This window comes from Pseudooceanicola spongiae (genome assembly GCF_014899185.1).
Taxonomy (GTDB): domain Bacteria; phylum Pseudomonadota; class Alphaproteobacteria; order Rhodobacterales; family Rhodobacteraceae; genus Pseudooceanicola; species Pseudooceanicola spongiae.
Map to the genome: position 1 here is coordinate 919109 of NZ_CP045201.1, position 23848 is coordinate 942956.

Below are 23848 nucleotides of genomic sequence, written 5' to 3' on the forward strand. Positions count from 1 at the left end.
TGACTGCAGTGATGAACCATTTCGGCTGCAGAACGTTTCCTTCCTACATCGCTTGTCAGGAAGTTTCACGGCATACCGATTTGTGAATGGACAGCCACAAGTCCTTGTCAGATCAGTGTTTCAAGCAAGTGACCAAGTGTTTTTGAAAGGACCTTTGCATGAAAGTGCCCCTGTTTTGTGCGATCCGCCCGCGTCTGGCCTCCAGCTTGGGGGCCATCGTGCTGGCCGCGGCGCTGTCTGGCAGTTTCGTGCAACCCGCAACCGCACAGGTGACGCTGGAGGCGCAGGCCATCGCGCAGAGCTCTGCGCAGAATGACGATGTTGCGGCCTATTACCGGGCGCGCGATTTCGCTCCGATCTGGACTGCGGCAGGGCCTGAGGCGGCCGACAGACGCTCAGCGCTGCTGACGGCGATCGATTTTGCCCCGCTGCACGGATTGCCCGCGTCGCGCTATGACGCCAATGCGCTGATGGCGCAGATGGGGGCGGCGCGTACCGCCAAGGAGCGTGGCGTGCTGGATGTGGCGTTGACGCGGATCTATCTGCGGCTGGCGCGCGATCTGCAGACCGGCATGCTGACGCCAAGCAAGGTGGTGCCCGAGATCATCCGCGAAGTGCCGCTGCGCGATGTCTCGCAATACCTCGACGGGATCCTGTCGGCGGATCCGCTGGCCTTCGTGCATTCGCTGCCGCCGCATAACGCCGAATACGTCCGTCTTATGAAGGCGAAGTTCCAGATGGAGCGGCTGATGCAGGCCGGCGGCTATGGCCCTACCGTGCCCGCCACCCAGACGATGAAGCCCGGTCAGAGTGGGCGTGCGGTGATTGCGCTGCGCGACCGTCTGATGGCGATGGGGTATCTCAAGGTGTCGTTCACCTCGACCTATGACGCCAGCATCGAAGCGGCTGTGCGCCAGTATCAGTCGGATATGGGCATGAACATCGATGGTGTGGTCGGGCCGGCCACGCTGGGCATGATCAACACCAGCGTCGAGGATCGTCTGAAATCGGTGATCGTCGCGATGGAGCGGGAACGCTGGCTGAACCGGCCGCGCGGTGACCGCCATGTGCTGGTCAACCTGGCTGACTTCAGCGCCAAGATCGTCGATTTCGACCGCGTGACCTTCGAGACCCGCGCCGTGATCGGGGCCGACAAGGTGGGCCGTCGCAGCCCCGAGTTTTCCGATGTCATGGAATTCATGATCATCAACCCGACCTGGCACGTGCCGCGCTCGATCGTGGTGAAGGAATATCTGCCCCAGTTGCAGCAAAACCCCAATGCGGCCGCACAACTGAATGTGATCGACCGGAACGGGCAGGTGGTGCCGCGCGGCGCTGTCGACTGGCGCCAGTTCAACGCCCGCAACTTTCCCTTCGAGATGAAGCAGCCGCCCTCCAACAGCAATGCGCTTGGGTTGGTGAAGTTCATGTTCCCGAACGCCAACAACATCTATCTGCACGACACCCCCTCCAAGAGCCTGTTCGCGCGGGATAGTCGTGCGTTTTCACATGGTTGCATCCGTCTGCAGGACCCGTTCGATTTTGCCTATGCGCTGCTGGCGCCGCAGATGAAGGACCCCAAGAGCTTTTTCCAGGCCAAGCTGGCCTCCGGCAAGGAGACGCAGGTCAACCTTGAAACGCCGATCCAGGTGCATCTGATCTATCGCACCGCGGTCACCACGCCGAAGGGCGAGATCGGGTTTCGCGACGATGTGTACGGTCGTGATCGCGCGATATGGGAAGCGCTTGCCGCTGAGGGGGTGACTCTGGCACCGGTTCGCGGCTAAACCTGCCCCCGTATCTGATACGGGGGACGTGGCCCGATGGCCCATAGCATTCAAGACATCGCCAACGCCCTGGGCTGTGAGGCCCTGGGCAACACCGAACTGACATTCAACAGCGTCGCTGAGCCCGCTTCTGCCGGGCCCGACGATCTGGCTCTGGCGATGAAGCCGGAGTACGCCGAAGCGCTGCACACCAGCCAGGCCCGCATGGCGATCCTGTGGGAGGGCGCGGACTGGCAGGCGCTTGGGCTGGAGGCCGCGCTGATTGCGCCGCGCCCACGTATGGCCATGGCATCGCTCACCAAAACGCTGGACGCAGGTCCGGGCTATTCCACCGGCATCCACCCGATGGCGTCGATTGACGACACGGCGATGCTGGAGGAGGGCGTCTCGGTTGGCGCGTTCACCGTGATTGCGGCGGGCGCGCGGATCGGCAAAGGCTCGGTCATCGGGCCGCAGTGCTATGTCGGACCCGACAGCGAGCTGGGCGCGGGCGCCTTGCTGCATGTCGGCGCCAAGGTCGGCCCCCGGGTCAGGATCGGCGCCAACTTCACTCTGCATCCCGGCGGCATGATCGGCGCGGACGGCTTCAGTTTCGTCACGCCCGAGGTCAACAACGTCGAGAAGGCCCGCAAGAGCTTTACCAATGAGGTCGAGGAAAACGCCCAGTCCTGGGTGCGGATCCATTCGCTCGGCGCGGTGATCATCGGCGACAATGTCGAAATCGGCTGCTATGCCACGATTGACGCCGGCACCATCCGCGCGACTGAGATCAAGGACGGCACCAAGATCGACAACCATGTGCACGTCGGACATAATTGCATCGTCGGACGCGATTGCCTGTTTGCCGCCTTCGTGGGGATTGCGGGCTCGGTCACGATCGGGGACAACGTGGTCATGGGCGGTCAGGTCGGTGTGTCGGACAATATCTCGATCGGCAACGGCGTGATTGCGACCGGGGGCACGACGATCCTCAGCTCGGTTCCGGCGGGACGGGTGCTGATGGGCTATCCGGCCACGAAAATGGAAACTCAGCTTGAGTCCTACAAGGCCCTGCGCCGTTTGCCGCGCCTGTTCAAGCAGGTCGCCGAGCTGCAGAAAGCGGTTTCAAAGGGAAATGAGAATGACTAAATCGGCGCTGAAGGTAGCACAGGGGGACGGGGTGATGACGGATATCAAGGACAAGGTGATCGCAATCATCGCGGAACAAGCGGTGCTTGAGCCCGCCGACGTGTCGATGGACAACACCCTGGAAGACGTCGGCATCGATAGCCTCGGGCTGGTCGAGTGCATCTTTGCCATTGAAGAGGCCTTTGATATTCAGGTGCCCTTCAACGCCAATGAGCCGAACCAGAGCGACTTTGACATCTCGACCATTGCCTCGATCATCGCGGGCGTCGAAAAACTGGTGGCGGAACAACACGCGTGAAAAGAGTAGTCATCACAGGCGCCGGGACGATCAATGCCATCGGTCACAATGTGGCCGAAACGCTGGAGTCGTTCCGTGAGGGGCGTTGCGGCATTGCCGAACTGGACGTGCGCGATTCTGAGCGCCTGTCGGTGACGATCGGCGCGCAGGTCAAGAACTTCAGCTCGGAAGGGTTGTTCAACCGTCAGCAGATGGTGCTGTATGACCGCTTCACCATGTTCGCGCTGATCGCGGCGCGGGAGGCGATTGGCCAGTCGGGTCTGGAGTTTTCCGGCGAGCTGGCGGCCAAGACCGGCGCCGTTCTGGGCAATTCCGGCGGCGGCATGACGACGCTGGACGAGAATTACCGCTCGGTCTACGAGGACGGCAAGAACCGGGTGCATCCCTTCGTGGTGCCCAAGCTGATGAACAATGCCGCGGCCAGCCACGTCAGCATGGAGTTCAACCTCAAGGGCCCGACGTTTACGGTGTCTTCCGCCTGCGCCAGTTCCAACCACGCGATGAGCCAGGCCTTCCAGATGGTGCGCACCGGCATGTCGCCGGTGATGATCACCGGCGGGTCCGAGAGCATGTTGTGCTTTGGCGGCGTCAAGGCCTGGGAAGGGCTGCGCGTCATGTCCAAGGATGGCTGTCGCCCCTTCAGCGCCAACCGCAACGGCATGGTGCAGGGCGAGGGCGCGGGCGTTTTCGTCTTCGAGGAGCTGGAGCACGCGCAAAAACGTGGGGCCGAGATCCTGGCCGAGGTGATCGGGTTCGCGATGACCTCGGATGCGTCGGACATCGTGATGCCGTCCAAGCAGGGCGCTGCGCGGGCGATTTCGGGGGCCATTCAGGACGCCCGGCTGAACCCCTCGGACGTGGGTTATATCAACGCGCACGGCACCGGGACGGCGGCGAACGACAAGACCGAGAGCGCGGCTGTGGCCGATGCCTTTGGCCGTCATGCGGACACGCTGATGATCTCCTCAACCAAGTCGATGCACGGTCATCTGATCGGCGGCACGGGGGCTGTCGAGCTGCTGGCCTGCATCATGGCGGTGCGCGACGGGATCATCGCGCCGACGATCAGCTATGAAGAGCCGGACCCTGAGTGCGCGCTTGACGTGGTGCCGAACGAGGCGCGCGAGGCGAAGGTCGAGGTCGCTCTGTCCAATGCCTTTGCCTTTGGCGGGCTCAACGCCGTGCTGGCGCTGCGCCGCTTCGCCTGAAACGTTCAAGGTTGAATTGAAAACGCCGCCTGCGAGGGGATCGCAGGCGGCGTTTTCTGTTTGGGGTGGGGGCGCGAGGCCCCCGAAGGCCGTTACTGGTTGCCGATGGGCATCTGGCTGGTCTTGTCGAAACCGGCAGTGAAGCCGATCAGCGACGCGGGCAGCTTGACCTCAACATCCGGCGCGCTGAAGGGGCGGATGACGATATTGGCTTGTTTGCCGTTCTTCATCGCGTTGACTTCAGCTTCGGTCAGGCCGATGCGGGCGACACAGCCAACACGCGAGCAGACGCTGAAGGGGTATTTCTTCGGCTGGCCATCGTCGACGCTGAGCAGCACGCCCGAGGGCAGCAGCGTTTGCAGCGGTGCGATCACGCTGGCACCGGCTGCGACCTGACCGGCGCCGGAGACGCGGAACAGGACGATTTCGGCGACGGGGTTGTCGGTGTCATCGCGCAGCAGCTGATAGAGCTGGCAGGGCTCGTCCTTGCCGTCTTCGGTCTTGACGCATTGCAGGGCCCAGTCGCCGATCTCTTCCTTGATATAGGTCTGGCCGGCCTGCGGCGTGGCGTTGGGATCTTCGCCCATCGACAGGCCGCCCGTGCTGTTGGCGTCGGCCGGAGCGGCCTCAGCCGCGGGGGCGGTGGTCTCTGGCGCGGTGGTGTCCTGCGCGGGGGCCGCGGCATCCTGCGCAAGGGCAGGGCCTGCCAGAAGGCCGAGCACGGCCAGGGCGGAAGTGAACTTCGTGACTGCGAGCATGACGTTCCCGTTCTTTGCAATATTTTCGTCGACTTACCATGCAGGCCGGACGGTGTCAGGCCTTTTACAGCAGATTGCGGGTCAATTTACAGGGAAAGGCCGTGATTGGCGGAGGCCCGCCGGTCTGGTCACAAAATGCGGCGCAGGCATTGTGCCGAGGCGCCGGGGGGCACAGATTGGGACTAAGACGTGCCATAGAAAAAGGGGCCTCGTACAGACCCCTTTTCCGCCGTTTATTCTCCCCGTCGGACCGGCCGACTTGTAATTGCATGGAAGGCTAGGGCCTTTGCGCGCCGTCGTCAATATGCAAAATATTCCGTTTTGTCCGTATGTTAGTTGGGGAGGTTTCCCGCTTGCAGCCTATGGTTGCGCGCTGACCTGCGCGTCAGGCGCTTTGACCACCCGGACATGAAAAAAGCCGCGCCCGTGAGGCGCGGCCAGTCTGACAGGGAGGAAGTTTGTCCAAGTTCATGAGACTACGATCCTGAACCCCTTCTCAATAGCACTAAAGTGTTAAGCAAGTCTTTGCACATACAAGAACATTTGCGTGTAGAACCGCCCGGGGACCGCGGTTGCTGGCGCGGCGAGCCTGCGGGGGGCGCTTTAGATCGACAGCCGCCCGGCCTGACTGCCGCGTTCGCGGTAGGGGGTGGTCTGATACTGCGCACGGTAGCATTTGGAAAAATGCGACGGGCTGGCAAACCCACAGGAGAGGGCGACGTTGATCACGCTCATATCCGTTTGCATCAACAGGTTACGGGCCTTCTGCAGGCGCAGCTCCATGTAGTAGCGCTTGGGCGAGCGGTTGAGATACCGGCGAAACAGCCGCTCCAGCTGGCGGGTCGACATCAGCACATCGCGGGCCAGAGTGGCGGGGCTGATCGGTTCTTCGATATTGGCCTCCATCATCTGGATGACCTGGCTGAGCTTGGGGTGGCGCACACCGATGCGCGTCGGCACGGACAACCTCTGCGTGTCCTGATCGGTGCGGATCGAAGAATAGATCAGCTGGTCCGCGACGGCATTGGCCAGTTCTTCGCCGTGATGATCGGCGACGAGTTTCAGCATCAGGTCGATGGAGGAAGTGCCGCCCGCCGTCGTCAGGCGATTGCCGTCGGCGACAAAGACCGATTTGGTCAGCAGGACCTCCTCGAACTCCTCGGCAAAGCTGTCGTGGTTTTCCCAGTGGATGGTGGCGCGCTTGCCATCGAGCAGACCGGCGCGGGCCAGCACATGGGCGGCGGTGCACAGGCCACCGATCGCCAGACCCTTGCGGGCTTCGCGGCGCAGCCAGTTCAGCAGCTTCTTCGTGGTCTCGTCCTGCACGGCAATCCCGGCGCAGACCAGCACGGTGTCGTCGCGCGACAGCTCGCCCAGAGGCGCGTCGATGGCGAAGGCCGTGCCGCCGGAACAGCTGACCATCTCTCCGGTCTCGCTCTGCAGCTCCCATGTATAGAGGGTGCGGCCCGACATGCGATTGGCAATGCGCAGGCATTCCAGCGCCGAAGCGAAGGAGAGCAGGGAGAAGTTGTTGAGAAGGACAAAGATGAATTTGCGCGGTTTGGTTGTTGGCCCGTCCAGCGGGACCGTGAAATTCTGGACCGAGGACATCGGCTCGGGCATGGGAGAACCTGCGCATCAGAGGAAGCCGGGGCGAAACCGGAACTGGGCGACATAAATTCAGAGGCCGCAAGCGACGTCAATAGTCGCAAATATAATGTGGCCCTTTAACGCTAACTTAGCTATACGCTTGGCGCTCTATGCATCGAACCCGGAGGAAAAGATGGGTACCTGGCAAAAATCCGACTGGCGCAACAAGCCGCGGGTGCAGATGCCTGACTATCAGGATCAGGAAGCGCTGGCGACGACCGAGGCTCAGCTTTCGAAGTATCCGCCGCTGGTGTTTGCAGGTGAGGCGCGCCGCCTACGTGCCGCACTTGGGGCAGCTGGTCGGGGTGAAGCCTTCCTGTTGCAGGGCGGCGACTGCGCTGAAAGCTTTCAGCAATTCACGGCAGATGCGATCCGCGACACCTTCAAGGTGATGTTGCAGATGGCGATGGTGCTGACCTTTGGCGCCAAGGTGCCGGTGGTGAAAGTGGGCCGCATGGCGGGCCAGTTCGCCAAGCCGCGCAGTGCACCGACCGAAGTGATCAATGGTGTCGAGCTGCCGAGCTATCGCGGCGATATCATCAACGAGCTGGACTTCACGCCCGAGAGCCGCATCCCGAATCCGGCCAAGATGCTGCAGGCTTACACGCAGTCGGCCGCGACGCTGAACCTGTTGCGGGCTTTTTCGACGGGTGGCTACGCCGACGTGAATCAGGTGCACCGCTGGACTCTGGGCTTTACCGCCTCGGACAAGGCCGAACGGTTCCGCGACATGTCGAACCGGATCAGCGATACGCTGGATTTCATCAAGGCGGCTGGGGTCAATTCCGACAATGCGCATTCGCTGCGCACGGTTGATTTCTATGTCAGCCACGAAGCGCTGCTGCTGGAATACGAAGAAGCGCTGTGCCGGATGGACACCACCTCGGGCAACTGGCTGGCGGGGTCGGGTCACATGATCTGGATCGGCGACCGGACACGTCAGCCGGACGGCGCACATGTCGAATTCTGCAAGGGCGTGCTGAACCCGATCGGGCTGAAGTGCGGCCCCTCGATGACGGCGGAGGATCTGAAGGTCCTGATGAAGACGCTGAACCCGAAGAACGAGATGGGCCGTCTGACCCTGATCTGCCGCTTCGGCGCAGGCAAGGTGCACGACCATCTGCCGCGCCTGATCGAGACCGTGCGCTCGGAAGGGGCCAATGTGGTCTGGGTCTGTGATCCGATGCATGGCAACACCATCAAGTCGTCGACCGGCTACAAGACCCGGCCCTTCGATCTGGTGCTGCGCGAGGTGCAGGAGTTCTTCCGCGTGCACCGTGTCGAGGGCACGATCCCCGGCGGTGTGCACTTTGAGATGACCGGTCTGGACGTGACCGAATGCACCGGTGGCGTGCAGGCGGTGTCGGACGAGGATCTGTCGGATCGCTATCACACGGCCTGCGATCCGCGTCTGAACGCCTCGCAGTCGCTGGAACTGGCGTTCCTGGTCGCCGAAGAGCTGACGGCACTGCGTGAGGAGCGTCTGGCCGAAGCGGGCTGACGCCCCCAAGGGCTTTGCGAAACACGGAAGGGCCGCCAGATCTGGCGGCCCTTTTCCGTGGGGCAGAGCGTCCGAACGGCTGGCAAGAGGGCTGGCGTCGGAGGATGCGAAGGCGCTCAGTCGTCGGAGGTGTCGACAACGCTGAGGTAGGGACGCGGGCCGGGACGCAGCCGCGTGACGTTTCCTGTGGCCGCGGCGATCTGCTGCGGGATTGTGGGGAAGGGGCGCTCTGTGCGGCGACGCTCGCCCGAGGTATCTGGGTTGCGGTCCTGCGTCAGCGGAGCCTGGGCGTTTGGCATGAAATCCCCCAGCAGCGGCGTGGCGCTGTGGCTGGTGATGTCGAAGCGACGCGGCGCGCGGCCGATGTCGCCATAGGTGGCAAAGCAGCCCAGCGCCCGGCTGATATCGCCGAGATCGCTTTTCATCGGCAGCAGCACCAGACGGGCGTCGATCGCGGGCTTGCCGATGGCGCTGTCGGAGTGCAGGTCGATGGTGGCGCGGGCGGGGCTGTCGAAGACCTGCTCCAGCACGGTCGACATCGTCTCGCGGCCGGCAGGGGTGATGAAGGCGCTAAGGGGCATGCCGCGCACCTCCATCCCCATCATGTCCGACAGGTGAGAGCCGGCGATGCGCAGGCGGGCGATGCCGGGGGCGACGCGTTCAAGGATGAAGGCGAACTCCAGCGCGCGCTCGATCCCGCGCGGGTCGATGTCAGAGCGGCGCGGCACCAGACGACCGGCACGGATCGCGTCCCAGTAGCTCTCGACCTCGGTGATCGCGTTGAAGCGCGTCGCGCTCATGAATCCGCTCATGCTGATGACGGACTGCCCGTCAGTATTGTCTTGTCGCATCTCGACAGCTCCGAATTGAACATGTGTTTCCTCTGTGACAGGTCGCGGGCGACCGGGTCGTGTCTGGATTGCGCCTGTATGGTTAAAGCAATCTTCACAGAGGTTACGTGAACATTAATATGGCACATTTCATTCGAAATTTTCTTGAAATCGTTGCAAATGGTTAACCCAACGCTGATCCTGCAGGCCGTTACAGTGCAGAATACAACAGCAGCGAGCAGAGTTCATGACACGATCAATGACGGCATTTTCGTCGCAAAAAGGCAGTGAGGCCGGGTTTTTCTGGTCTTGGGAGCTGCGCTCGGTCAATGGCAAGGGGCTGGATCTGCGGTTGCGCGTGCCCGACTGGGTGCCGGGGCTTGAGGCGGCCTTGCGCGCCCGTCTGGGCAAGGCGCTGGCGCGCGGCAATGTCACGCTGAACCTGCGGCTGTCGCGAGAGGAGACCGGGGGCACGTTGCGGGTGAACGCGGCGCAGCTCTCCTCGGTGCTGGAGGCGCTGCAGCTGGTCGAGGACACGGCACTGGCGCGCGGCATGACGCTGGCGCCGTCGCGGGCGGCGGATCTGCTGGGGCTGCGCGGGGTGCTGGAAACCGGCGCAGCCGACGAGGAGGTCGAGGGGCTGGCCGGTATGCTGCTGCGTGATTTCGAGCCGCTGCTGGCGGATTTCATCGCCATGCGGGGGCGCGAGGGCGCGGCGATTGACGCGGTGCTGCTGGATCAGGTGGCGCAGATCGAGGTTTTGGTGGCGCGCGCGGCGGCGGTGGTCGAGGCGCGGGCGGCGCGGATGGGCGCGGCGGTGCAGAGCGCGCTGGCCCGTGTCGTCGAGGCCGGTGCGCAGGACCCCCAGCGCATCGCGCAGGAACTGGCGCTGATCGCCATCAAGGCCGATGTCACCGAGGAACTGGACCGGCTGCGCGCCCATATCAGCGCGGCGCGTGATCTGCTGGCGCAGGAGGGGACCGTCGGGCGCAAGCTGGATTTCCTGTCTCAGGAGTTCAACCGAGAGGCCAATACCCTGTGTGCCAAGGCGCAGGACGCCGAGCTGACGACCCTCGGGCTGGAGCTGAAGGCGGTGATCGACCAGCTGCGCGAGCAGGTGCAGAACATCGAATAGCGCGCATGCGGGGGCAAGCATTGCTCCGAGCGGGAAAACCTGCATAACCCTGCGGGCAAACGAACCAAGCGGAGCCTGAGATATGAGCCATAGGCGCGGCCTTCTGATCATCCTGTCCTCTCCCTCCGGGGCGGGCAAGTCGACCCTGTCGAAGAGGCTGCTGGCCTGGGACCCGGCGATCCGGTTTTCCGTCTCTGCGACGACGCGCGCGCCCCGGGTGGGTGAAGAGCATGGGCGCGAGTACTACTTTCACAGCCATGACGATTTCGCCGACATGGTGGCGCGCGACCAGATGCTGGAACATGCCACGGTCTTCGGCAATTCCTATGGTTCACCCCGCGGGCCGGTCGAGGCGGCGATCAATGCCGGGCAGGACCTGCTGTTCGATATCGACTGGCAGGGCGGGCAACAGATCCGCAACTCGGCCCTTGGCAAGCATGTGCTGTCGATCTTCATCCTGCCGCCGACCATGGCCGAGCTGGAGCGGCGTCTGATCAGCCGCGCACAGGACGAAGCCGATGTCATCGCGCAGCGGATGCAGAAAAGCCGTGACGAGATCAGCCATTGGCCGGAATATGACTATGTGCTGATCAACGACGATCTGGACGAAAGCGAAACCCGCCTGCGCACCATCATCGAGGCCGAGCGCATGCGGCTGTCCCAACAACCCGGCGTCGTCGATCTGGTGCGCCGTCTGAACGCGGAATTCGAGGAAAACCAATGACGCTCTACGCTCTGGACGGCCATGCGCCGAAGCTGCCTGAGGATGGTGATTGCTGGATCGCACCGGATGCCAATGTCATTGGCCGGGTGGTGCTGGAGAGCGGCGCCTCGGTCTGGTTCGGGGTGACGATCCGGGGCGACAATGAGGTGATCCATATCGGTGCGGGCAGCAATGTGCAGGAAAACACCGTGATGCACACGGATATCGGCTATCCGCTGACGATTGGTGTCAACTGCACCATCGGCCACAAGGCGATGCTGCACGGCTGCACCATTGGCGACAACTCCCTCGTGGGGATGGGCGCGATGGTGATGAACGGCGCAAAGATCGGCAAGAACTGCCTGATCGGCGCGGGGGCTCTGGTGCCGGAAAACCGCGAGATCCCGGACAATTCCATGGTGCTGGGGATGCCCGGGCGCGTGGTGCAGAGCCTCGACGCGACATGGGTGCAGCGGCTTGAGGCCTCGGCGCTTACCTATCAGAAAAACATGCGGCGGTTTCGCGACGGTCTGACCGCGCTCTGAAACCCCTCTCAGTCAGGACGACCTTGAAATGACGGACTCCTCCCTCACGGCGCTGCTGAGTGCGATCCCGCTGCCTGCCATGCTGGTGGGCCGGGGCGAGCGTATCATCGCCGCCAATGCCAGGACGGCTTCGCTGTTCGGGCCCGGCATCACGGGGCGGCACTTTATCACCGTCATTCGCCAGCCCGCGGTGCTGGACGCGGTGGAATCCTGCCTGCAGGACCGCAAGCCGCACGACACGCGCTATCTTGCGACGCGGCGGGGGCAGGAGACGAACTATGAGGTGAGCTGCTCTTACGTGGATTCGCCGCTGGGGCAGGGTGTGGTGGTGTGTTTTCAGGACATCACCATGCTGGAGAAGGCCGAGGTGATGCGCCGCGATTTCGTCGCCAACGTCAGCCATGAGCTGCGCACGCCGCTGACCGCGCTGATCGGGTTCATCGAGACGCTGCTGGGGCCCGCCAAGGACGACGCGCCGGCGCGCGAACGCTTCCTCGGCATCATGGCGAATGAGGCCGGCCGTATGGAGCGGCTGGTCAAGGATCTGCTGTCGCTGAGCCAGGTCGAGGGCGAGGCGCGGATGCGCCCGACCGAGCGGGTCGATATGCACGGGCTGATGCAATCGGTGCAGAACGCGCTGGCGCCGCTGGCGCGGCGGGCCGAGGTTGAGCTGATCGTGACGGCCGAGCAGACGGATATCTTCGTGCAGGGCGATAGCGACCAGCTGCGGCAGGTGCTGAACAATCTGGTGGAGAACGCGATCAAGTACGGCGGGCGCGGCAAGCAGGTCACCATGGCCCTGTCGGCGCGCGCCGAGATGCCGGAGCTGCGCGGCCCCGGTGTGGCGCTGACCGTCAGCGATCAGGGCCCGGGAATCGAAGAAGTGCACCTGCCGCGACTCACCGAACGCTTCTACCGCGTTGATTCTCATCGTTCGCGCGAAATGGGGGGAACCGGCCTCGGGTTGGCGATCGTGAAGCATATCGTGAACCGTCACCGCGGGCGGATGCGGATTTCGTCGAAAATGGGCCAGGGCACCACAATCCGGGTGGTTTTGCCGGTCAGCTGAGCCGGAAAGCCTGCCGTAAAAGCGTTAAGGTACTGTCATAAAAGGGGCTTTGCGTCTGTGCGCGAGGCCCTTTTTCACGCGCGGGCGGCGGGAAAGGGCAATGAAATCAGAATAATTCGGGCTTTGTCATGAAAGCGTTACACTCATGTCACAAAAGCATCGCGACGAAGGCCTAGCAGGGGCCACGAGGCTGCCGGGGATGGTGGCCAGACACGACAACAGGAGCTTTCCATGTCCTTCATGAAACTGACCGCTTCGGCAATTGCGCTCGCTGCCGTTTCCGCAACCGGCGCCATGGCGCGCGACCAGATTCAGGTTGCAGGGTCGTCGACCGTGCTGCCCTACGCTTCGATCGTTGCTGAAGCTTTCGGCGAGAACTTTGACTTCCCGACCCCCGTTGTTGAATCGGGCGGCTCTTCCTCCGGCCTGAAACGCTTCTGCGAAGGCGTCGGCGAGAACACCATCGACATCGCCAACGCATCGCGCCCGATCAAAGACAAAGAGATCAAGGCCTGCGCCGAAGCTGGCGTGACCGACATCATCCAGGTCCGCATCGGCTATGACGGCATCGTTTTCGCCAGCCAGCTGAACGGCCCGGCCTTCACCGCTTTCGTGCCCACCGACTGGTTCAAGGCGCTGGCCGCCGAGCTGCCCGTCGACGGCAAGATGGTCGCCAACCCGAACATGAAATGGTCCGACGTCAACGCCGATCTGCCGGCCGAAGACATCATGGCCTTCATTCCCGGCACCAAGCACGGCACCCGTGAAGTGTTCGAGGAAAAAGTCCTGATCCAGGGCTGCAAAGACTCCGGCGCGATGGAAGAGATGATCGCAACCGGCCTCGACGAAAAAGCCGCTGAAGCTGCGTGCAAAGCCGTGCGTACCGATGGCAAATCTGTCGACATCGATGGCGACTACACCGAGACCCTGGCGCGTATCGACAGCAACCCGCACGGTCTGGGCGTCTTCGGCCTGGCGTTCTACGAGAACAACACCGACAAGCTGAAAGTCGCGACCATGGGCGGCGTTGCGCCCTCCACCGAGACCATCGCTTCGGGTGACTATCCCGTGTCGCGTCCGCTGTACTTCTACATCAAGAAAGCCCACATCGGCGTCATCCCCGGCCTGAAAGAATACGCTGAATTCTTCGTGTCCGATGACATTGCTGGCCCCTCCGGCCCGCTGGCTGAATATGGCCTCGTGTCCGACCCCGAGCTGGCAGCAACCCAAGCGCAGGTTGCTGACGAAAAGACCATGGCGTCGAACATGTAATCCAGACGACCCCGGGCAGCGCGAGGTTTCGCGCTGCCCGATTTTCGTTTTCCGATCCCGCCGTTCCCGATCTCGCTGCGCGCCTGTCCCATGAGGGCGCGACAAGATTTCAAAAGACCATTCCAGAGAGTACCTCATGCCGGCCACCTGGATTTTCCTCATTGTATTGGCGCTTGCTGCCATCGGCTATGTGCTGGGTCGCAGCCGCGCCCTGGCCTCGGCCAGTGGTGACAGCCGCAATCTGCATTCTCTGCCTTCTTATTACGGCAGCCATGTCGCGCTTTATGCGGCGGTGCCGTCGCTGCTGCTGTTCGGCCTTTGGCTGATCGTGCAGCCTGTCATGATCGAACATCACGTCCAGAAGCTGATCCCCGAGACGAGCTATACCAGTCAGGGCGAGCTGAACCTGTTGATGTCGGATGTGCACCGCATCGCCAACGGGCTGGACTACGCCGTGCGCAACGGCACCCTTGGCGCGCAGGCGGCACGGGACCTGAGCACAGAGACCTCTGATATCCGCGCCGTGCTGGCGAATTCCGGTGTTGCTCTGGGTTCGGACGTTTCGGCGCCGACGCTGGTGGCGGCCAAGGAATACCGCGCGCTGAGCGTGACGGGCGACAGCTACCGCGCCATAGCGGTTCTGGCGCTGGCGCTGGCCGGTCTGGCCTTTGCCGTGATCAAGACCAACCGCGATTTCCGCGCCCGTAATGCGGTGGAGCGGGTGATCCTGTCGCTGCTGATCCTTGCCGCCTCGCTGGCGATCCTGACGACCGTGGGCATCGTGCTGTCGCTGGTCTTCAACACCATCGAGTTCTTCAAGCTCTACCCGGCGATGGATTTCTTCTTCGGCACCACCTGGAGCCCGTCGTTCGGCGGTGGCTCGCAGCTGGGCATCCTGCCGCTGTTCTGGGGCACCTTCTACATCTCGCTGATCGCGCTGGCGGTGGCTGTGCCCATCGGGCTGTTCGCGGCGATTTATACCTCTGAGTACGCCTCGCCACGTATCCGTGGTCTGGCCAAACCGATGCTGGAGATCCTCGCCGGGATCCCGACCATCGTCTACGGTCTGTTTGCGCTGCTGACGGTTGGCCCGTCGCTGATGGCGGTCTTTGGCCCCGGCACCGGCCTTGGCTGGATGCAGGGCGGCACGGCCGTGATGACGGCGGGTCTGGTCATGGGGGTCATGCTGATCCCCTTCGTCAGCTCGCTGTCGGACGACATCATCAACTCGGTGCCCCAAAGCCTGCGGGATGGCTCGCTCGGCCTTGGGGCGACGAAATCCGAAACTATCAAGCAGGTCGTTCTGCCTGCGGCGCTGCCGGGCATCGTCGGTGCCATCCTGCTGGCCGCATCGCGTGCCATTGGCGAGACGATGATCGTGGTGCTGGGGGCAGGGGCTGCGGCCCGCCTGTCGATGAACCCCTTCGAGGCGATGACCACCGTGACGGCCAAGATCGTCAGCCAGCTGACCGGGGACGCTGATTTCGCCAGCCCAGAAGCGCTGGTGGCCTTCGCGCTTGGCATGACGCTGTTCGTCATCACGCTGTGCCTCAATATCTTTGCACTCTGGATCGTGCGCAAATACCGGGAGCAATACGAATGACCGATGCTAGCATTTCCGGTCCTGCGGGCAAACCGCAGCTGAAGAAGACCTCCGGCTCGCTGCTCGAACTCGACAAGGGCACACGCCGCCGCAACGCTGCCGAAAAACGCTTTCGCATCTATGGCATGGCGGCGGTGGGTGTCGGGCTGATCTTCCTGCTGGTGCTTTTGTTCACCATCGTGCGCAACGGCGTGCCGGCCTTCACCCAGACCTTCATCGAACTGCCGGTGGAGCTGAGCGAGGCCAAGCTGGACAAGTCGGGCAACCGCGATGTCGAAGAGATCAAGAAGGTCACGACCTTTGGCTACAGTGGGTTGATCAATGATGCGCTGGCCGCGTCTCTGGTCAATGAGGGGATCACCTCTCCGTTCAAGAAGGCCAGCGATCTCAACAAGCTGGTGTCGTCGTCTGCCGCCGCGCAGATCCGCGACTATGTGCTGGCCAACCCCGATCAGATCGGCAAGACGGTCAATTTCGAGGTGCTCGCCTCGTCGCGTGTCGATGGCTATGAAAAGGGCCGTGTCACCCGTGTGGCGCTGGTCAACGACAAGAACCTGGATGCCGCGCATCTGGATGTCGCGGATCAGCTGAAAGCTGCGGGCACGCTGAAGCGCAAGTTCAACTGGGCCTTCATCACTGGCGCGGATGCCTCCGAAAGCCGCCCCGAACAGGCCGGGATCGGCGTGTCGATGCTGGGCTCTCTGTTCATGATGCTGGTTGTGCTGGTGCTGTCACTGCCCATCGGTGTCGCGGCTTCGGTCTATCTTGAGGAATTCGCACCGAAAAACTGGATCACCGACGTGATCGAGGTGAATATCTCGAACCTCGCGGCGGTGCCCTCGATCGTCTTCGGTATCCTTGGCCTTGCGGTGTTCATCCAGTTCATCGAGCTGCCGCAATCGGCGCCGCTGGTCGGTGGTCTGGTGCTGACGCTGATGACCTTGCCGACGATCATCATCTCGACCCGGGCGTCGCTGAAGGCGGTGCCACCGTCGATCCGCGATGCGGCACTGGGGGTAGGGGCCTCAAAAATGCAGTCGGTGTTCCACCATGTGCTGCCCCTCGCCATGCCCGGCATTCTGACCGGCACGATCCTTGGCCTCGCGCAGGCTTTGGGCGAAACCGCGCCGCTGCTGCTGATCGGGATGGTGGGCTATATCGCCTCGAACTATCCTGACGGGATCGCCTCGGGCTTTCTCGATCCGAACTCGGCCATGCCTGCCCAGATCTATGAATGGGCGAAACGGGCGGACCCGGCCTATTACGAACGCGCCTGGGGCGGTATCATCATCCTGTTGGTATTCCTCATGACCATGAACATCATTGCCATCATTCTGCGCCGCCGCTTTGAGCGTCGCTGGTAAGCAAGGGGGAAGAACCATGTACGACTCGCCCACCCTGGAGACCAAATTGGACACCAAGAACATCAAGATCGCCGCGGATAATGTGCAGGTCTATTATGGCGAAACCCACGCCATCAAGGACGTCAGCGTACAGATCCAGGAAAAGACCGTCACCGCCTTCATCGGGCCGTCGGGCTGCGGTAAATCGACCTTTCTGCGCACACTGAACCGCATGAACGACACCATCGACATCTGCCGCGTGCAGGGCACCATCCTGCTGGATGGCGAGAATATCTATGATCCGCGTGTTGATCCGGTGCAGCTGCGCGCCAAGGTCGGCATGGTGTTCCAGAAGCCGAACCCGTTCCCGAAGTCGATCTATGACAACGTGGCTTATGGGCCGCGCATCCACGGCATGTCGAAAAGCAAGGCGGACCTCGATCAGATCGTCGAGATGGCCCTGCGTCGCGGTGCGATCTGGGATGAGGTCAAGGACCGTCTGCATTCGCCCGGCACCGGCCTTTCGGGTGGTCAGCAACAGCGTCTGTGCATCGCGCGCGCTGTCGCCACCGAACCCGAAGTGCTGCTGATGGACGAGCCTTGCTCGGCCCTCGACCCCATCGCGACCGGTCAGGTCGAGGAGCTGATCGACGAGCTGCGCGAGGATTACTCGGTGGTGATCGTGACGCACTCGATGCAGCAGGCGGCGCGCGTCAGCCAGAAGACCGCGTTCTTCCACCTCGGGAACCTCGTGGAATATGGCGACACCAGCCAGATCTTCACCAACCCGGTCGACCCCCGCACCGAGAGCTATATCACTGGCCGTATCGGCTAAGCCCGCATCCAACAGGAGCCAATATCCATGGCACAGCATATCGCGAGCGCATATGACCGCGATCTTGAAGCCGTTCAGGCCAAGATCATGAAAATGGGCGGACTGGTCGAACAGGCCATTTTCGACGCCAGCCAGGCGTTGGAGAACCGCGACGAAGAAATGGCCGAAAAGGTGCGTGCCGGTGACAAGGTCATCGACGGACTGGAAGAGATGATCCAGGAAGACGCCGCCCGCATCATCGCGCTGCGCGCGCCCACGGCGGGCGATCTGCGCATCGTGCTGTCGATCATGAAGATCGCCGGCAACCTTGAGCGCATTGGCGACTACGCCAAGAACATGGCCAAGCGAACCTCCGTTCTGGTGCAGATGCAGCCCATCACCGGCGCGCATTCGGCATTGCGCCGCATGGCGCGTGAGGTTGAGGGGATGCTGCGCGATGCGCTCGACGCCTATATCCAGCGCGACCCGGAGCTGGCGCAGGACGTGATCAACCGCGACCGTGACGTCGACCAGATGTACAACGCGCTGTTTCGCGAATTCCTGACCTTCATGATGGAAGATCCGCGCAACATCACCGCCTGCATGCACCTGCACTTCATGGCCAAGAACACCGAGCGGATGGGCGACCATGTGACCTCGATCGCCGAGCAGGTGATCTATCTGGTGACGGGTGCCGCGCCCGAAGACACCCGGCCCAAGCAGGACAAGACCTCGGTCGATCCGAGCTTTGCGCCGCCGCAACCGATGGGCGGAGACAAGTAAGATGGCCGCTGACCAGCAACCCACGGTCCTTGTGGTCGAAGACGAACCCGCACAGCGTGAGGTGTTGGCCTATAACCTTGAAGCCGAGGGCTTCAAGGTGAGCCGTGCCGAGAATGGTGAAGAGGCGATGCTGCTGGTGCAGGAGATCGCACCGGACATCATCGTGCTGGACTGGATGCTGCCGAACCTGTCGGGCATCGAGGTCTGTCGCCAGCTGAAGATGCGGGCCGAAACCCGCGGCGTGCCGATCATCATGCTGTCGGCGCGCTCGGAAGAGTTCGACCGTGTGCGCGGGCTTGAGACCGGCGCGGATGACTATGTGGTCAAGCCGTATTCGGTGATCGAGCTGATGGCGCGGGTGCGCGCGCAGCTGCGCCGCACGCGGCCAGCCTCGATGGGCGAGCGTCTGGAGTACGAGGACATCATGCTGGACGCTGAGACGCACCGCGTCATGCGTGACGGGCAGGAATTGAAGCTGGGGCCGACGGAGTTTCGTCTGCTCTCGACCTTCATGGAAAAGCCGGGCCGTGTGTGGTCGCGTGAACAGCTGCTCGACCGGGTATGGGGCCGCGACATCTACGTCGACACGCGCACCGTCGACGTTCACATCGGGCGGCTGCGCAAGGCGCTGTGTACGCATGGCGGTGACGATCCGCTGCGCACGGTGCGCGGCGCGGGCTATGCGCTCGGCTGAGGTTTCCACGAATGACAGGATCAGGGGGCGTTTCAGAGGCCCTCTGGTTATACTATGATGTATCTCATAATCGGTATTATGTAATATATAGAGACTGAAACCAAGGGAATTTGGGCTCGTAGAGCCTATTTTCAGTTCATCTGTTACCTGAGGGTCGCCTCAGAAGGCACTGTTGTGATTGGGTTTGTGCCAAAGCTATTCAATGGCACGGCGAAATCCGCCCGCGCAGAAATCAACCAGCACCTTGCGATAGCCCAGCGGTGTGCGTGGCGCGGGTTTGCCGGACAGCCCGTCGATGCGCAGGTTGCTGGCGACGATGGAAATCATCGAGGCGACCGTCAGCACCAGTGCCGTGGCCATCAGCTGCGGGTCGGCCTTGGGATAGAGCTCGGCAATGGCGGCGAGGTATTCCAGCGCCACGGGGTCGTAGCGGTCCTTCATCTCGGGATAGTAGCGATCATCCGAGACCAGCCGCGCGATCAGCTGCGCATAGGCACGCCACTGCGGATCGCCGCGTGAGGCGATGTCGAGATACGGCGTGATATAGGCGTCGATCAGGTCCTCCAGCGTGACACTTTCGTTCGCTCTCAGCTGCGCCAGAGACTCGCGTCGCAGCCGGTTCAGGGTTTCGGTGCGGCGCGCGAGGACGGTGCGAAACAGCTCCTCCTTGCTGCCGCCGTGAAAGCCGACAACGCCCAGGGTGACGCCGGACTCAGCGGCGATCTGACGAATCGAGACGGCATCGAAACCGGTGGCGGCAAAGCAACGCTCGGCAGCGTCCAGCACCCGCGCCCGGGTGATCTCGCCCCGCGCCACCCTGCCGTCCGGCTTGGGCGATTTCGATGGTATGTCAGAGGGTTGCGTCATGATCTTCGCTCTGCTTTCCGGTCGCTTTCGGGGGGATCGCTTTCAGGCTGTTGACTTTTTATACGAACGTTCAGATAGTTTGTCTACGTTGCGACCGCCGGTGAGGAGACACCGGCGCAACCGGGAGGACCCCCTATGAAATATACCAAACTGCTGGCCAGCGGTCTGATGTCTGCTGCCATGTTGAGCGCCCCTGTGAGCCTATCTGTCGCCCATGCCGAGACGCTGGATGTTACGGCCGTGGCCGGGCATCCGCCCGTGTTCCTTTGGGTCAAGACCATGTCCGAGAGCTTTATTCCGGCGGTGAATGCGGCGCTTGAGGGCACCGACACCAGCATCGACTGGACCGAAGCCTATGGCGGCACCCTTGCCAAGGTCGGTGGCGAACTGGAGGCCATGGAGGATGGTCTGGCACAGGTCGGCATCGTTGCCTCGCTGTTCGAGCCCTCGCTGCTGAGTTTTCAGAACGTGACCTATGTGACGCCTTTCGGCCCGACCGACGTGAACCTCGTGCTGAACACGGTCGACCAGATGACCGACGACATTCCCGCGATGCGCAAGCTCTGGGAGGATCTGGATCTGGAGTATCTGGGCGGTGGTTTCGGGCTGGAGGATTATCTGATGATGACCTCGTTCCCCGTGACTTCAATGGCGGATCTGAAGGGGCGCAAGATCAATGCTCCGGGGCCTGCGGTGAACTGGCTGGACGGCACGGGTGCTGTGGGCGTCGCCGGGGATCTGACGACCTATTACAACGACATCAAGACCGGCGTCGCCGATGGTGTGATCGTGTTCCCGACAGCCGCCGCTGCGGCCAAGCTGTTTGAGGTCGCGCCCTATGTGACCCGAGTGCATTTCGGTGCGCAGTATGCCGGTGGCATCGTCGCCAAGAAAAGCTGGTTCGACGAGCAGTCGCCCGAGGTTCAGGCCGCGTTTCGCACTGGCGCAGATGCCTTTGCCAAGGACTATGCCGCCGGGCTTGAAGGCCGCGTCACGGGGGCTTTTGCCGCCATGACCGAGGGTGGCGCGACCATCACCGAGCTGAGCGACGAAGCGCGTCTGGAGTGGGCCAATGCCCTGCCGAACCTGACGCAGAACTGGGCCGATGCGCTTGAGGCCAAGGGCCTGCCGGCGAACGAGGTGGTCAACACCTATGTGCGCCACATCCAGGAGGCTGGCGTCACCCTGCCCCGCGACTGGTCGGTGAAATGAGCGAGGCTGTCGAAATCGCGGACACCACCTATCTGGGTCGGGCCGCGGTTGCACTGATGGGGGTTGCCAATGTCGTGGCAACCCTCTGGATCCTCGGGCTGATGGTGCTGATCGTCTCTGATATCGCGGGACGAGAGCTGTTTGGCCATCCCATCGCCGGGGTGCCGGAGATGGTGAAATATTCCATCGTCGGCATCGTCTTCCTGCAGATTTCGCACACCCATCGCGCCGGTCAGATGATCCGCTCGGACGGGATTCTGGGCTGGGTGCGGGCCAAACGGCCGGCCGCCGGGGCTGCGCTGGATCTGTTGGCGCAGGTCTGTGGCGCGGCGTTCGCGGCGATGCTGGCCTGGACCGTCTGGCCGAAGGTGCTGCGCGCCTATGCGCGGGGCGAGATGGAGGGCATCGCGGGCCATTTCACCATGCCGCTGTGGCCGTTTCTGGCGCTGATCGTGCTGGGTTCGGGGTTGCTGGCGGCGTCCTTTGCGATGTCGGCGTTTGATGCGGCATTCAATATGCGAAAGAGGTCCTGATGGATCCGATCCTTGTGGGCTACCTGTCGCTGATCGCGATTGCGGTGGCGATCTATGCCGGGCTGCATGTGGCCATTGCTCTGGGCGGCGTGTCGCTGTTCGGGGTCTGGGCGATCACCGGCAAGCTGAAGCTGGCGACCAGTTTCGTCGCACTGGCAGCCACGGACAGCATCGCCGAATATACCTTTGGCGTGGTGCCGCTGTTCGTCCTCATGGGCCTTGCGGTGTCCGAGAGCGGCCTTGGCCGGGACACCTTTGCGATCATCGCGCGCTCCATGCAGCGCTGGCGTGCGGGGCTGAGCGTGGCGACGGTGCTGTCGAATGCGGTCTTTGCGGCGATCACCGGCGTTTCCATCGCCTCGGCGGCGGTCTTTTCCAAGGTGGCAGTGCCCGAGATGGTGCGCGCCGGCACCTCGCGCAGCATTGCGGTCGGTGTGGTGGCGGGCTCGTCCGTGCTGGGGATGCTGATCCCACCGTCGTTGCTGCTGATCCTGTTCGCGATCCTGACGGATTCCTCGGTCGGAGATCTGTTCATCGGCGGCGTCGGGCCCGGTGTGCTGCTGGCGTTGGCCTATATCGCCTACCTCAGCATCCTCGGTTATCGCCGCCCGGATCTGTTCAACCTGCCGAGCGAATTTCAGAGCAGCGACCGGGTGCCGACGCGCGCCATCATTCCGATCCTCGGACTGGCGGGCATGGTGCTGTCGGGCATCTACCTCGGGTTCTTCACGCCGACCGAGGCTGGCGCCGTGGGGGCTGCGGCGGCGCTGCTGATCGGTGTGCTGATGCGGCGCATCGGGATGCGCGAAGGCTGGCGGATCGCGGTGCAGACCGGCCATATCACCGCCGCCGTCAGCTTTCTGATCATTGGCGCGTCGATCTACAGCCGGATGCTGGCCTACTCCGGCCTGCCCGCCTCGATCACCGAGGTCGCCATTGCCTCGGGTATCGGGCCGAGCGCGTTTCTGATCGTCTTCGCGCTGATCCTGGTGCTGCTGGGCACGGTGCTCGACTCCTCGTCGATCATGCTGGTGACGGTCCCCCTCGCCTACCCGATCACGCAGCAGATGGGCGTCGACATTGTCCACTTCGGCCTGATCACGGTGCTGGCGGTCGAGATCGGCCTGCTGACGCCACCCTTGGGCCTGTCGGTGTTTGTGGTGCATGCCACGCTGCGCGACACCGGCATCACCCTGGGCGAAGTGTTCCGCGGCGCGGCCCCCTTTGCGCTGATCATGGCGGGCATGCTGCTGACCCTGATCTTCGTTCCCCAAATCGCGACCGGCCTTTTAGGTCGCTGAATCTATTCCCCATAAGGATCATAGAGATGCAACTGATTGACCTGTCCCGGTCACTGGAAAATACCGACTATGCCGACCCTCCGGGGCTTGGCCCCAAGATCACCTATTTCAGGCATGACGAAACCGCCGATCAGCTGCTGCAGTTCTTTCCCGGAGTCACCCGGGATCAGCTGCCCGGTGGCGAAGGCTGGGCCGTGGAAAGCGCCACGATCTCGACCCACAACGGCACCCATCTGGATGCGCCTTATCATTATCATTCGACCATGGACGGCGGAAAGCGCGCCATCACCATCGACGAAGTGCCGCTGGAGTGGTGCATCGGGCGTGGCGTGAAGCTGGACTTTCGTCACTTGCCCGATGGCCATGTCGTCACGGCCGCTGAGATCGAGGCCGAGTTCGCGCGCATCGGCCATGACCTGGCCCCCGGAGACATCGTTCTGGTGAATACGGCGGCGGGCGCGAAATACGGCACAGCCGCGTACGTGGCCTCTGGGTGCGGTATCGGGCGGGATGCGACGCTATGGATGACAGAGCGCGGGATGCGCGTCTGTGGTACCGATGCGTGGAGCTGGGACGCTCCTTTCGTGCATACCGCCGAAAAAGTTGCTCAGAGTGGCAATGCCGGGCTGATCTGGGAAGGCCATCGTGCCGGAATGGAGCGCGCCTATTGCCACATGGAGAAGCTGGCCAATCTGGACCAGCTGCCCGACACCGGCTTCGAGGTGCAGTGCTTTCCGGTCAAGATCAAGGCCGCCTCGGCTGGCTGGACGCGCCCCGTCGCGATCCTCCGCAATCAACCATAATCAGGAGACGA

The 23848-nt window shown here is 62.7% G+C and carries 23 protein-coding genes; 19 read left to right on the forward strand and 4 right to left on the reverse strand.

Annotated features, from left to right (window positions below):
• The first annotated feature begins 158 nt into the window (after positions 1–158).
• From F3W81_RS04305 to F3W81_RS04320, 4 genes are read left to right on the forward strand one after another with little or no spacing between them, the layout of a single operon-like run.
• Positions 159–1787 carry a L,D-transpeptidase family protein gene (locus F3W81_RS04305; protein WP_193082427.1) on the forward strand — a complete coding sequence of 543 codons (1629 nt, stop codon included), beginning with the start codon at positions 159–161 and terminating at the stop codon, positions 1785–1787.
• A gap of 36 nt (positions 1788–1823) precedes the next feature.
• Positions 1824–2915: a UDP-3-O-(3-hydroxymyristoyl)glucosamine N-acyltransferase gene (locus tag F3W81_RS04310; RefSeq protein WP_193082428.1), complete on the forward strand. Its 1092-nt coding sequence runs from the start codon at positions 1824–1826 to the stop codon at positions 2913–2915.
• Between the two features lie 34 nt (positions 2916–2949).
• Positions 2950–3213 carry an acyl carrier protein gene (locus F3W81_RS04315; RefSeq protein WP_193083622.1) on the forward strand — a complete coding sequence of 88 codons (264 nt, stop codon included), beginning with the start codon at positions 2950–2952 and terminating at the stop codon, positions 3211–3213.
• A complete protein-coding gene (locus tag F3W81_RS04320) occupies positions 3210–4421 on the forward strand; it encodes a beta-ketoacyl-[acyl-carrier-protein] synthase family protein (protein WP_193082429.1) in 1212 nt (403 codons plus the stop codon). The genes F3W81_RS04315 and F3W81_RS04320 overlap by 4 nt, the downstream gene beginning before the upstream one ends.
• A gap of 92 nt (positions 4422–4513) precedes the next feature.
• Here the strand turns inward: F3W81_RS04320 and F3W81_RS04325 are convergent, their stop codons facing one another.
• Together F3W81_RS04325 and F3W81_RS04330 are read right to left on the reverse strand one after the other, a co-directional pair.
• A complete protein-coding gene (locus F3W81_RS04325) occupies positions 4514–5179 on the reverse strand; it encodes an invasion associated locus B family protein (protein WP_193082430.1) in 666 nt (221 codons plus the stop codon).
• A 603-nt stretch (positions 5180–5782) separates the two neighbouring features.
• Positions 5783–6790: a GlxA family transcriptional regulator gene (locus tag F3W81_RS04330; RefSeq protein ID WP_226941953.1), complete on the reverse strand. Its 1008-nt coding sequence runs from the start codon at positions 6788–6790 to the stop codon at positions 5783–5785.
• Between the two features lie 172 nt (positions 6791–6962).
• On the opposite strand from F3W81_RS04330, the gene F3W81_RS04335 reads away from it, so the two are divergent.
• Positions 6963–8330, forward strand: coding sequence for a class II 3-deoxy-7-phosphoheptulonate synthase (locus tag F3W81_RS04335; protein WP_193082432.1), 1368 nt, complete (start codon positions 6963–6965; stop codon positions 8328–8330).
• A gap of 116 nt (positions 8331–8446) precedes the next feature.
• Here F3W81_RS04335 and F3W81_RS04340 read toward each other — a convergent pair whose 3' ends face one another.
• A complete protein-coding gene (locus F3W81_RS04340) occupies positions 8447–9130 on the reverse strand; it encodes a PAS domain-containing protein (protein WP_226941851.1) in 684 nt (227 codons plus the stop codon).
• A 277-nt stretch (positions 9131–9407) separates the two neighbouring features.
• Between F3W81_RS04340 and F3W81_RS04345 the strand changes: the two genes are divergently transcribed.
• From F3W81_RS04345 to phoB, 10 genes are all read left to right on the forward strand, one after another.
• The gene (locus F3W81_RS04345; RefSeq protein ID WP_193082433.1) at positions 9408–10295 is read left to right on the forward strand and encodes a YicC/YloC family endoribonuclease; all 888 of its coding nucleotides are present in this window, start codon (positions 9408–9410) and stop codon (positions 10293–10295) included.
• A gap of 82 nt (positions 10296–10377) precedes the next feature.
• On the forward strand, positions 10378–11019 hold the full coding sequence (gmk, locus tag F3W81_RS04350) for a guanylate kinase (protein WP_193082434.1): 642 nt from the start codon (positions 10378–10380) through the stop codon (positions 11017–11019).
• Complete coding sequence (locus F3W81_RS04355) at positions 11016–11543, forward strand: gamma carbonic anhydrase family protein (RefSeq protein WP_193082435.1); 528 nt, start codon at positions 11016–11018, stop codon at positions 11541–11543. The genes gmk and F3W81_RS04355 overlap by 4 nt, the downstream gene beginning before the upstream one ends.
• Before the next feature lie 28 nt (positions 11544–11571).
• Entirely contained in the window at positions 11572–12612 is a 1041-nt protein-coding gene (locus tag F3W81_RS04360; RefSeq protein WP_193082436.1) for an ATP-binding protein, read from the forward strand.
• A 231-nt stretch (positions 12613–12843) separates the two neighbouring features.
• Entirely contained in the window at positions 12844–13884 is a 1041-nt protein-coding gene (locus tag F3W81_RS04365) for a substrate-binding domain-containing protein (RefSeq protein WP_193082437.1), read from the forward strand.
• Positions 13885–14020: 136 nt separating this feature from the next.
• Positions 14021–15487 carry a phosphate ABC transporter permease subunit PstC gene (gene pstC / locus F3W81_RS04370; RefSeq protein ID WP_193082438.1) on the forward strand — a complete coding sequence of 489 codons (1467 nt, stop codon included), beginning with the start codon at positions 14021–14023 and terminating at the stop codon, positions 15485–15487.
• Positions 15484–16851, forward strand: coding sequence for a phosphate ABC transporter permease PstA (gene pstA / locus F3W81_RS04375; RefSeq protein WP_193082439.1), 1368 nt, complete (start codon positions 15484–15486; stop codon positions 16849–16851). Before pstC ends, pstA begins: the two co-directional genes overlap by 4 nt.
• A 16-nt stretch (positions 16852–16867) precedes the next feature.
• Entirely contained in the window at positions 16868–17665 is a 798-nt protein-coding gene (pstB, locus tag F3W81_RS04380; protein ID WP_193082440.1) for a phosphate ABC transporter ATP-binding protein PstB, read from the forward strand.
• A gap of 27 nt (positions 17666–17692) precedes the next feature.
• A complete protein-coding gene (gene phoU / locus F3W81_RS04385; RefSeq protein ID WP_193082441.1) occupies positions 17693–18427 on the forward strand; it encodes a phosphate signaling complex protein PhoU in 735 nt (244 codons plus the stop codon).
• Between the two features lies 1 nt (position 18428).
• Complete coding sequence (gene phoB / locus F3W81_RS04390; RefSeq protein ID WP_193082442.1) at positions 18429–19121, forward strand: phosphate regulon transcriptional regulator PhoB; 693 nt, start codon at positions 18429–18431, stop codon at positions 19119–19121.
• A gap of 195 nt (positions 19122–19316) precedes the next feature.
• Here the strand turns inward: phoB and F3W81_RS04395 are convergent, their stop codons facing one another.
• Entirely contained in the window at positions 19317–19988 is a 672-nt protein-coding gene (locus F3W81_RS04395) for a TetR/AcrR family transcriptional regulator (protein ID WP_193082443.1), read from the reverse strand.
• 135 nt (positions 19989–20123) lie between these two features.
• On the opposite strand from F3W81_RS04395, the gene F3W81_RS04400 reads away from it, so the two are divergent.
• Genes F3W81_RS04400 through F3W81_RS04415 form a run of 4 tightly spaced genes read left to right on the forward strand, consistent with a single transcriptional unit; the run spans position 20124 to position 23837 of the window.
• Positions 20124–21200 (forward strand): C4-dicarboxylate TRAP transporter substrate-binding protein, encoded by a 1077-nt coding sequence (locus tag F3W81_RS04400; RefSeq protein ID WP_226941852.1) that lies wholly within the window; start codon positions 20124–20126, stop codon positions 21198–21200.
• Complete coding sequence (locus F3W81_RS04405; RefSeq protein ID WP_193082444.1) at positions 21197–21733, forward strand: TRAP transporter small permease subunit; 537 nt, start codon at positions 21197–21199, stop codon at positions 21731–21733. The genes F3W81_RS04400 and F3W81_RS04405 overlap by 4 nt, the downstream gene beginning before the upstream one ends.
• Entirely contained in the window at positions 21733–23034 is a 1302-nt protein-coding gene (locus F3W81_RS04410; RefSeq protein WP_193082445.1) for a TRAP transporter large permease, read from the forward strand. The genes F3W81_RS04405 and F3W81_RS04410 overlap by 1 nt, the downstream gene beginning before the upstream one ends.
• 26 nt (positions 23035–23060) lie before the next feature.
• Complete coding sequence (locus F3W81_RS04415; RefSeq protein WP_193082446.1) at positions 23061–23837, forward strand: cyclase family protein; 777 nt, start codon at positions 23061–23063, stop codon at positions 23835–23837.
• Positions 23838–23848 lie beyond the last annotated feature (11 nt).